The sequence below is a fragment of the Pantoea conspicua genome (assembly GCF_002095315.1).
In the GTDB taxonomy this organism is placed as follows: domain Bacteria; phylum Pseudomonadota; class Gammaproteobacteria; order Enterobacterales; family Enterobacteriaceae; genus Pantoea; species Pantoea conspicua.
In genome coordinates this window covers 173,594-183,535 of record NZ_MLFN01000001.1, presented here as the reverse complement: position 1 = coordinate 183,535, position 9,942 = coordinate 173,594, and the positions used below count along the sequence as shown (strand labels likewise).

Here is a 9,942-nt window from a genome sequence, read left to right as displayed (position 1 = left end):
GCCTACCGGGTGCATAACCGATTGCTATTCACCCAATTTCACGCACACCTTATTTTCAGGAAATGGCTATGACTTTATCTATTGCTACCTCGCGTTTCTGTATCAATCGCAAAATTGCCCCCAACCTGAGCATCGAACGCTTTTTCAATCTGGTGACGCAGCTGGGAATTAATAAAGTTGAACTGCGCAACGATATGAAAAGCGGGCGCGTGACTGACGATCTGACCGGTCAAGAGGTTAACGCGCTGGCGCGTCAGTCCGGTATTGAGATCGTCACGATCAATGCGGTCTACCCCTTTAACCAGCTTAATGAGGCTGTCCTGCAGCGCACCCGCCAGCTGCTGAGCGATGCTCAGGCCGTCGGCGCGGCGTCTCTGGTGCTCTGTCCACTTAATGACGGCACCCCAATCAGCGCGGCGGATACCATCGCTGCGCTGAAAACCTTAGGGCCGCTGTTTGCTGAGTTCGGCATTCAGGGGCTGGTGGAGCCACTCGGCTTTCCGCAAAGTTCGCTGCGTTCGGCAGCACTGGCGCAGACGCTGATCAAAGAAGCAGGTGTCCCGTTCCGGCTGCTGATTGATACCTTCCATCATCATCTGTATGAGGACGCCGAAAAAGCGTTCGAACAGGGCGTTGATGTGCAGCAGATCGGACTGGTTCACCTTTCTGGCGTCACCGATCCACGTCCTGTCGCCCAGCTCACCGATGAAGAGCGCATCATGCTCAGCGCCGACGATCGCTTACGCAGCAAGCAGCAGGTCGAGCGGCTGGAAAAAATGGGCTACACCGGCCTTTATGCCTTTGAACCGTTCTCATCAATGATGAATGACTGGCAGGACGCGGACATCATCCGCGAAATTCGTAACAGCATTCACCTGTTGAACTACTCAGCCTGATTAAGGAAGCACTATGACTATCAATATTGGCGTTATCGGCACCGGTGCGATCGGTCGCGAACACATCCGTCGCTGCAGCACGGTATTACAGAATGCGCGCGTGGTGGCACTTAACGACATCAATCGTGATAACTGCCAGCAGATTGTCGATCAGCTCACGCCGGAAGCGCGTATCTATGACAATGCCATTGACCTGATCAACGATCCGCAGGTCAACGCGGTGCTGGTTACCTCCTGGGGTCCGACGCATGAAGCCTTTGTGCTGGCGGCGATCGAAGCGGGCAAAGCGGTCTTCTGTGAGAAGCCGCTGGCGGTCACCGCCGAAGGCTGTCTGAATATTGTTGAGGCGGAGATCAAGGCGGGCCGCCAGCTGGTGCAGGTCGGATTTATGCGGCCCTATGACAGCGGCTACCGGGCACTAAAAGCGGTGATCGACAGCGGCGAGATTGGCGAACCGCTGATGCTGCACTGCGCGCACCGCAATCCGGAAGTGGGCGACAGCTACACCACCGATATGGCCATCACCGACACGCTGATCCACGAACTGGATGTGCTGCGCTGGCTGCTGAACGATGACTATGTCAGCGCACAGGTGATCTTCCCGCGCAAAACCCGTAAGGCCTCGTCACACCTGCGCGATCCGCAAATCGTGCTGCTGGAGACCACCAAAGGCGCACGTATCGACGTCGAAATTTTCGTGAACTGTGAATATGGCTACGACATTCAGTGTGAAGTGGTGGGTGAAAGCGGTATTGCCCGTCTGCCTGAACCGATGTCGGTGCAGCTGCGCAGTGCCGCGAAACTGTCGACCACCATCCTGACCGACTGGAAAAAGCGCTTTATCGACGCCTATGACGTCGAGTTGCAGGCATTCATTAATAACGTGATGTCGGGTGAAATGACCGGTCCCTCAGCCTGGGATGGCTATGCAGCGGCGGTGGCGGCTGACGCCTGCGTTGCAGCACAAAACTCCGGTAAAATTGTGCCGGTTAAGATGGCGGTAAAACCGGCCTTTTATCGCTGAAAGAGGCTGCACGGCGGGCTTCGCCGTGCATTTATTCAGCCCTGCTTTTTCTTAATCAGCGGTTCTTCACGCATCAGCAGCGACAGGATAAAGGCCAGCACCATCACGCAGGCCGCCATCATAAACGCCGCGTGAATCGCCGCACCAAAAGCCTGCAGATAATCGTGACGGATATCGACCGGTAGCTGATTCAGCGCCGCAGGTGAGATTGCCGTTGACAGGACGGTGCCGGCCGGTATCAGCGTCTCAAGCTGCGATTTCAGTACCTGGCTGAAAATGGTGCCAAACAGCGCCACCCCAATTGAACCGCCAATCGAGCGAAACAGCGTTACCGATGAGGTGGCGACGCCGGTCATCGCCGGTTCAATGCTGTTCTGCACCACCAGCACCAGAATCTGCATCACCATCCCCAGCCCCATTCCCAGCACGGCGCTGAACAACTGCAACTGCCACAGCGGCGACGTAATAGTGATAGTGGCCATCAGCGCCAACCCGGCGGTAGCCAGCAAGGTGCCGACAATCGGGAACAGGCGATAGCGCCCGGTTTTGCTGATGATGCGTCCGCTGATAATCGATGTGGTCAGCAAGCCGCCCATCAGCGGCAGCAGCTGCAGGCCGGCTTCGGTTGGGGTCGACCCTTTCACCACCTGCAGATAGAGCGGCAAAAAGGTGACGCTGCCGAATAGCGACATACCAATAATAAAACCGATCAAGCTGCTGAGTACAAAGCTGCGGTTGCGAAACAGCGACAGCGGAATAATCGGTTCCCACGCCCGCCGCTCTTCATAAATGAAGCCGATACAGCCGACCAGACCCAACGCCAGAATGCACCAGAGTTGCGGATCGGACCACGGCCGGATGGTACCGCCTTCACTGGTAAACAGGGTGATGCCGACCAGCGCCATGCTCAGACAGACCGCGCCAGGATAATCAATCTCATGCCGGGTACGTTTGCCGCCTGCATTGAAAACGATGCCAATCACCAGCAGGGCGAACAGTCCCAGCGGCAGGTTGATATAGAAGATCCAGCGCCAGGAGACATGCTGCACAATCGCGCCGCCCAGCAGCGGGCCCAGCACCGTGGCGAGCCCGAAGACGCCGCCAAACAGGCCCTGATATTTTCCGCGCTCGGCCGGTGGGATCACATCTGCCACCGCTGCCATACTGACCACCATCAGCCCGCCGCCTCCGAGTCCCTGAAGGGCCCGGGTCAGCACCAGTTGCGTCATATTCTGCGCCAGACCGCACAGCGCGGAGCCTATAAGGAACAGCACTATCGCAATCTGCAGCACCCGCTTGCGGCCAAACAGATCGCCGAATTTACCGTACAGTGGCACCACAATGGTCGATGACAAGGTGTAAGCGGTCACAACCCACGACAGCCGATCCAGTCCACCCAGTTCGCCGGTGATGGTCGGCAGCGCTGTGGAAACAATGGTCTGATCCAGCGCAGCCAGCAGCATCACCAGCAGCAACGCGCTAAATAATAACCGCACCGGGGGTGCGTTCCCGTTTGGCTGCTTCTTCCGCCCGGACATTTTTTCAAACAAAGTTAAATCTATCCTTTTGTTTTAATAGACTAAAAAAGTTTTTCCATTACCCTCGCTGAGCGATAAGCACACGCATACACGGACAGGCGGCAGGTATAATCATCCGGAGGCTACTCCGATGCGCTGTTTTCACTTCAGCGGAGTTAACGATCTGCCGTGTCGCCGGACAATGGAATCATTTCAGGTTGTAAGAACAGGATAAAGGCAAAAAACGGGCAGTATTGGCGAGATCTCTCAAACAGGGTCAGAAGGCAAAGCGGGCTATTCACCTGACGTAAGCGTTTCTGGCTCAAAAACCGGTATGAGCCGTCACGTCGTGCTTTCGCCTGGTACATCGCGATATCAGCCTGTTCAAATAACATTTGAGCCGATGCCGCCCCAAACTGTGCGAGGCTGATGCCAATCGACGCCCCGATACGGAGGTCCTTATCATTAATAATAAAGGGCTCTTTCAGACTGTCCAGAATACGCTGCGCGATAGCTGACGCCGCCTCACCGCTATAGCACTTCGCTGCCACCAAAAATTCGTCGCCGCCCAGTCTGGCCACCGAGTCGCCCGAACACATGCAGTGTTGTAGCCGTTCGCTAACCTGTTTTAGCAAGACATCGCCGGATGCATGGCCCATTGAATCATTCACCGCCTTGAAGCCATTCAAATCAATAAACAGTACCGCGGTGTAAGTCAGATCGTCGTCCTGCGCAAGCATGCAGCTAACCTGGTCGTTTATCCAGGCACGGTTGGGCAACCCGGTCAGCGTGTCGCGAGTCGCCAGTTTCTCCAGCTTACGCATCCTTTGCTTGTCACGCGTGATATCGCGCGAAACCAGCACAGCACCGATGTTACTGCCTGTGGCAGGATCGCTGACGCCGCACGCCCTGGTGCCAAGCGTAATATAGTGGCCGTCACGATGTAGCTTGCGCACCTCGACCACGTCCGGAAGCACACCCCCTTCTGACAGGTGTATCAGTGCATCCATAGCGGGTGCGCGGTCATCAGGATGGAGATAATCCACCACCCGCTGGCCGATAATTTCATCGGCTGACCAGCCTATCATTTCACTGTAAGAGGGCGAAATCGAAACATACCTGCCGTCAGTGTCGCAATGAGCGATCAGGTCAGTGCTGTTTTCAATTAACAGCCGATATTCCGCCGCCGCGCGCTGCGCGTCATCAATTGCTTTGTGGTGCCCGCTGATATCCATAATGAAGCCACTGTATTGCAGGCGTGAAGCCGATGCCGGACAGTCCGGCAGGCCAGAAACAATCACATGCCGCGTCTTCCCATCCAGACAATGAATCGGCACTTCAATATGAAAAGGTTTCACACTTTCCAGCGCCGAAATCAGTTGTAGCGCGATCCTGGCATCATCATCAGCCTGTGCCAACCTCAGCCATTTACTCAGCGTGACGCCTTTAAGCGCGGGCATCAGGCCAGTCGGGTTTTCCTGACTGGTGATGCAAATTCCCTGGGCGTTGGTAGACCAAACAGCGGAAAAAGCAGGTTTGATCATAGTGTTCATGGTGTTCGGCTCCGTTGTTGGCTGACGTGACTAAATAAGCGTAGAACTGATCGTTGCAGGCTACCTGACCGCCCCGCCAGGCAGAGGCTTTGCTAAGAGGTTCGATCAGGTGAGTATTTTCATGAGCGATGGCTGTGGCTCCAGCCTCTCCGGCAGGGCCATTTTGCCAGTCAAAATGTGCTGAAACCTCTCTGTGACACCATTCAGGAAAAAACGTCGCCGTCGATGTTTATCGGCTGATCGGCCGCTAATCTTTAATCAGGCGGGCTGTATACAACGGCCGTGCAGTCAGTTAGTGCCGCCGTTTACTGCGTAAAGGGATGCCGATACTGGGCACGATTTCTCGGGTTGCGGCCTGTCGCATACGTCATTGGCAGGTTCTGAATGTACTGGAGTTTCACCGACATTTCCCTGACCTGAAACAGCGAGTTTTTCCTTTAAAAGCTCGCTAATGTCATGCTGATAACCAAAGGAGACAGCATGACATACAGAATTTCTGGCCTCAGAGCCGAGCCGTTCAGCCATCTTTTCGGAGCATATGATGAGAAACACTTTTTAACGCCGGAAGATATTTTTGAGGGGGAAGGGGCCGAAAAAATGACGGGTTGTGTCTTACCGATTCGTTGATAGGTTATATCCAGAGATATAATGCAAAGCGGGCTGCCAGGCCTGTTGCGCTGAGCATGCTGAATGAAGAACCCGTAACAGGTCGATCCTCACCAGGAACCCTGCCTCTCTGTTAAAAAATGGTCTCTCCACAATCGCTTTTCGCCAGGAGCGGACCTTATTATTACCCCCATCATTTATTTTGTGTCGGCCAGCCGCAAGCCCGTATCAGGAGGCATAGATGAAGCCGCGACTTAGCGAATGTCAGCGTTGTCCTCGAAACAGACATACCGCACTCCATTTTACCTGTCGCAAGAATTACTGCGGGATCAGTTAAAATAAGGTTTTAAAATCTCTTCAGTCCACTGCATAAACGCCCTGACACGCCGCGACAGATTTCGCCGGTGCGCGACGACAAAAGAGGCGTTGAGCGGCCTGGGACGCAGGTCGGGAAGGACTTCAATCAGCCTGCCAGACTGGATATCGGGCGCGAGTGTGGAATAACCGCCCTGAATTAAGCCCAGACCGGCCAGCCCGGCTTCATGGTAAGCCGGTACGCTATTGACCCGCATGGCACCGGGTAGCATCAGCGATGTGTAGCCGTCACCGGCCGGATACTCCCACCCCTCCGGCTTTGCACCAAAAGCCGGCGTGTAATGAACCATTCTGTGTCCCTGATTCAGCAGATCGTCAATAGAGTGAGGTACGCCAAAGCGCGCCAGATAGTCCGGACTGGCAGCGTTGATCATGCGTAGCTGCCCCAGTGGACGGGCAATCAGCGTCTCATCAACGATTGGTCCCAGGCGGATCACCGCATCAAATCCTTCCTGAACCAAATCGACCCGGCGATCGGTACTTGAAAGCTCGATCTCCAGTTCCGGATGTGCAGCCAGCAGCTGTGGCAGCGCGGGAATTATCACGCTTTGCGCCAGCACCGCTGGCATATCAATGCGTATCCGTCCCCGCAGTGACATCTCGCCATGAGAAAACATTGAATGTAAATCTTCAGCTTCTGAAAGCAGGTCGCAGGCACGCGTATAAAAAGCCCGCCCATCTTCAGTCAGCTGTACCGTCCGCGTTGTCCGGTGTAGCAGCGTTGCGCCAATTTCCTGTTCGAGTTCACGAATCACCAAAGATGCCCGCCCTTTCTGGATACCCAGACTTTCTGCCGCCTGAGTAAAGCTCTTCATTTCCGCTACGCGCGCAAAGATGATTAACGCCTCCAGATTTTTCATTGTTTTCTCTCAGATTAACAGTACGTTATTTTTTCGATTATTTATCACCCTGTAAAGAGTTAATAAACTGTTTTCACACCGCGTATCCCGCCTGGCTGATCATTGCGGCTGTCAGCCATCACTCGCGACAGCGCATCGATTAACAAGCGCGCTGGCTGAAGATGCACAAACAAAACACGGTGGAACGTGACGCTGAATTTCTCAATCTTCTGATTAAGAAGATAATTTCACCGTCTCTGCCCCATTACCGTCAGGTTCACACCTGAATGAAACAGATTGCTGTTAACCCAGGAGAAAGAGAGATGAATAAAGGTTATTTAATTGCACACGTCACGGTAACGGACCCGGTTGCCTATGCTGAATATGCCAGCGCTGCCGGTGAAGCTATGCAGGACTTTAATCCAAAGATCATCGCCTGGTCCGGGCAGTATGAAAACCTTGAAGGAGAGACTCATGAACGGCATGTGGTTTTTGAGTTCGCTTCTTTTGCCGAAGCCAGACGTTTTTACGAAAGCCCAGGTTATCAGGCAGCCCGATTATTACGCGCAGGTGCCGCGACCGGAACCTTCGTGCTGGTTGAAGGGGCTGGCCTTTAAAGAGCCGTTCCTGAATTCATCGCGGGCCAACGCCCTCCGAATCCCGGCGCAACTGATGAACGTGCCGGGCCTTACGGTCAAAACGTGACTGAAATCTGCTAGCCTGTGCTTTCCGATCAACCGGTGTGGTGCCGGACCTCAATATATATCTGATGCCCGGCATTCTTATCATCGCGACGTCACAGGGCATCACGTTGTTTTCACAGCCCGGGCCGCTGCTGCACTTAACGCGCGTCAGGCTCAATCAATTCTCCATCCTTCCGGCCTGTTGGCCATACGCCGACGCTATCGCTCAGGAAGGCAGACGAAGACCAAAAATATTGTCTCCTTGCTCGTGTCGGTAGTACGCACTGCCGCCATGTAAGGTGGCGATTGCGCGCACTAATGAGAGTCCCAGCCCGCTTCCGGCGGTATGACGGACGTTATCGCCTCGCCAGAATCGCTCGAATAACTTTTCTGGCTCTGCAAGCTCTTCACCGGCGTTTGACACCTCAATCTCTACGTAGTCAGGCTGATGGGACGTGCTGACCCGAATCACTCTGTTTTCAGGCGAGTAGCGTATGGCATTGATCAGCAGGTTACTTATCGCACGCTGGAAAAGCATTCTGTCCGCACTAATATTTCCTGCGGCGTGAAGCTCGATGACCTTCTGCTGTTCTTCCGCAACCGGTTCAAGAAAGTCGATCAGGATTTCCAGCGCGTCCGGCAGCAGGAAGACCTCTTTATCGAGTTTGATGTTGTGGTGAGTCGCGCGCGCCAGGAAGAGAATGTTTTCAGTCAGTCGGGACAGGCTCTCCAGCTCTTCAATGTTCCCTTCGAGCAGCGTCTGGTACTCAGCGGCTGAGCGTTGATGCCCCAGCGCGACCTGATTCTGGCCCAGTAACACATTAATGGGCGTGCGGATTTCATGAGCCAGATCGTCGGCAAACTGAGTCAGACGGATAAAGTCTGTCGATAGACGCTGGCGCATCGCGTTAAGCGCGTTGCCAATCGGCAGCAGCTCCTGCGGAATAGCCTGAAGCGGCACGGGCTGGTTTAACCGATCACTGGCCGTTTCTGCCACAATCTCACTTAACCGGCCGATCGCCCGTAATCCCCGGCGAATAAGCAACGGACTGACGGCAGCGCAAAGCAAAATGGCCGCCAGTGAAACCAGAATGCTTTGCTGGCGGTAACGCTCCAGCATCAGCGCTCGCGCGCGCGCGACCCGGGCGAGCGTAATGGTTACCGGCCCGAGCGATGAATTTGCCTGCAGCTTAACGCCGACGCTTCCGTATTGTCCGCATTGATCCAGCGGTGCAACTGTTTCTCACTGGGTGGACTGTTGACCGGCGTGGGCGAGAGGTCGGGCAAGGTAATCCCGGTATGATTAATGCTGACATTTTGCTCATGCTGCGAACGGATACTGAGAATGTCCTGACGGATATCGACCATCCGATTGAAGTAGAGCGGCAGCGAACTGGGATGCGCGCCATCTTCAAGCAGTTGCCTTAACTGAGCCGCCCGGTTAATCAGCGTTTGGTCGTCCCGCCAGACCAGTTCGCTGCGCAAGGCTTTATACAGAATCAGGCTGATGCCGCCGCAGGCCATCGCCATGATCAGCGTAAAAATCGCCGTCAGCCGGAGCGTCAGAGAAGGGCTATACACCATCAACCGCCTTTTCTGACAGGCAATATCCCATGCCCCTTACCGTGGTAATGAGTTTTTGAGGGAAAGGGTCATCGACTTTACGACGCAGGCGGCGGATAGCGACATCGACAATGTTGGTTTCGCTGTCGAAATTGACGCCCCAGATTTCGCTGGCCAGCAGCGTGCGGGGCAGAATTTCACCGTGACGGCTGGCGAGCAGCCAGAGCAGCATGAATTCTTTACGCGTTAGTGCAATAGTGACACCGCCACGTGTCACCTGAAAGCGCGCGGCGTCCATCACCAAATCACCTACCCGCAGTACACTGCTGTGCGGTTGCTGCTGCCTGAGCTGATTCCTTACCCGAGCCAGAAGCTCAGCAAACGAAAAGGGTTTGACCAGATAATCATTTGCACCCAGCTCCAGCCCTTTCACCCGGTCATCTACCGAGTCTCTGGCGGTCAGACAAATCACCGGAACAGGAGAGGCGGTTCGCAGGGTTTTTAGCACCTGCCACCCGTCCATACCCGGCAACATGATATCCAGTATCACCAGGCTATAGGGATGCGACAGCCCCAGATGCAGACCATCCCGCCCGTCTGCGGCGTAATCCACGATATAGCCCGCCTCTTCCAGCCCCTTACGCACCCAGGCGCTGGCCTTCGGGTTGTCTTCAATCAGTAATAATTTCATCGGCGCAGTTTGCCATGAAACTTATGACCGCCCCAGCGTTTCAGCCCCAGATGACAATATGGTCATCTTCCTGACAGGCAGAAGGAACAACCGTGCCGGTATAACAGCAGTGTGATTAACACCGGAGTATTAAAAAATGAAAAAGAGTTTCACTGCCCTGGCCCTCGCCACGCTGCTTGCCGTTCCCGCGGTTAC

The 9,942-nt window shown here is 54.7% G+C and carries 8 protein-coding genes and 1 pseudogene; 4 read left to right on the top strand and 5 right to left on the bottom strand.

Features of this window, described 5'->3' with window-relative positions; genetic code table 11:
• The first annotated feature begins 68 nt into the window (after positions 1-68).
• Both HA41_RS00990 and iolG read left to right on the top strand, forming a co-directional pair.
• Complete coding sequence (locus tag HA41_RS00990) at positions 69-896, top strand: TIM barrel protein (protein ID WP_094119178.1); 828 nt, start codon at positions 69-71, stop codon at positions 894-896.
• A 13-nt stretch (positions 897-909) separates the two neighbouring features.
• On the top strand, positions 910-1,920 hold the full coding sequence (iolG, locus tag HA41_RS00985; RefSeq protein ID WP_094119177.1) for a bifunctional inositol 2-dehydrogenase/D-chiro-inositol 1-dehydrogenase: 1,011 nt from the start codon (positions 910-912) through the stop codon (positions 1,918-1,920).
• A 35-nt stretch (positions 1,921-1,955) separates the two neighbouring features.
• Here the strand turns inward: iolG and HA41_RS00980 are convergent, their stop codons facing one another.
• Positions 1,956-3,458: an MDR family MFS transporter gene (locus tag HA41_RS00980; RefSeq protein ID WP_094119189.1), complete on the bottom strand. Its 1,503-nt coding sequence runs from the start codon at positions 3,456-3,458 to the stop codon at positions 1,956-1,958.
• Between the two features lie 155 nt (positions 3,459-3,613).
• Positions 3,614-4,990, bottom strand: a complete 1,377-nt coding sequence (locus tag HA41_RS00975; protein ID WP_094119176.1) for a sensor domain-containing diguanylate cyclase — start codon at positions 4,988-4,990, stop codon at positions 3,614-3,616.
• A gap of 480 nt (positions 4,991-5,470) precedes the next feature.
• On the opposite strand from HA41_RS00975, the gene HA41_RS20940 reads away from it, so the two are divergent.
• The gene (locus HA41_RS20940) at positions 5,471-5,617 is read left to right on the top strand and encodes a hypothetical protein (RefSeq protein WP_158086610.1); all 147 of its coding nucleotides are present in this window, start codon (positions 5,471-5,473) and stop codon (positions 5,615-5,617) included.
• A 308-nt stretch (positions 5,618-5,925) separates the two neighbouring features.
• On the opposite strand, the gene HA41_RS00970 is transcribed toward HA41_RS20940, so the two are convergent.
• Complete coding sequence (locus tag HA41_RS00970) at positions 5,926-6,831, bottom strand: LysR family transcriptional regulator (protein ID WP_094119175.1); 906 nt, start codon at positions 6,829-6,831, stop codon at positions 5,926-5,928.
• 302 nt (positions 6,832-7,133) lie between these two features.
• Here HA41_RS00970 and HA41_RS00965 point away from each other — a divergent pair, with 302 nt between their 5' ends.
• Positions 7,134-7,427 (top strand): DUF1330 domain-containing protein, encoded by a 294-nt coding sequence (locus HA41_RS00965; protein ID WP_094119174.1) that lies wholly within the window; start codon positions 7,134-7,136, stop codon positions 7,425-7,427.
• A gap of 292 nt (positions 7,428-7,719) precedes the next feature.
• Here the strand turns inward: HA41_RS00965 and HA41_RS00960 are convergent.
• Positions 7,720-9,074: pseudogene (locus HA41_RS00960) on the bottom strand (heavy metal sensor histidine kinase).
• Positions 9,067-9,747, bottom strand: coding sequence for a response regulator transcription factor HprR (gene hprR, locus HA41_RS00955; protein ID WP_094119173.1), 681 nt, complete (start codon positions 9,745-9,747; stop codon positions 9,067-9,069). The pseudogene HA41_RS00960 and the gene hprR overlap by 8 nt, the downstream one beginning before the upstream one ends.
• Positions 9,748-9,942: the final 195 nt, after the last annotated feature.

Coding starts and splice junctions, on each gene's coding strand:
- HA41_RS00990 (WP_094119178.1), top strand. CDS start 69: ATGACTTTATCTATTGCTACCTCGCGTTTCTGTATCAATCGCAAAATT.
- HA41_RS00965 (WP_094119174.1), top strand. CDS start 7,134: ATGAATAAAGGTTATTTAATTGCACACGTCACGGTAACGGACCCGGTT.
- iolG (WP_094119177.1), top strand. CDS start 910: ATGACTATCAATATTGGCGTTATCGGCACCGGTGCGATCGGTCGCGAA.
- hprR (WP_094119173.1), bottom strand. CDS start 9,747: ATGAAATTATTACTGATTGAAGACAACCCGAAGGCCAGCGCCTGGGTG.
- HA41_RS20940 (WP_158086610.1), top strand. CDS start 5,471: ATGACATACAGAATTTCTGGCCTCAGAGCCGAGCCGTTCAGCCATCTT.
- HA41_RS00970 (WP_094119175.1), bottom strand. CDS start 6,831: ATGAAAAATCTGGAGGCGTTAATCATCTTTGCGCGCGTAGCGGAAATG.
- HA41_RS00980 (WP_094119189.1), bottom strand. CDS start 3,458: ATGTCCGGGCGGAAGAAGCAGCCAAACGGGAACGCACCCCCGGTGCGG.
- HA41_RS00975 (WP_094119176.1), bottom strand. CDS start 4,990: ATGAACACTATGATCAAACCTGCTTTTTCCGCTGTTTGGTCTACCAAC.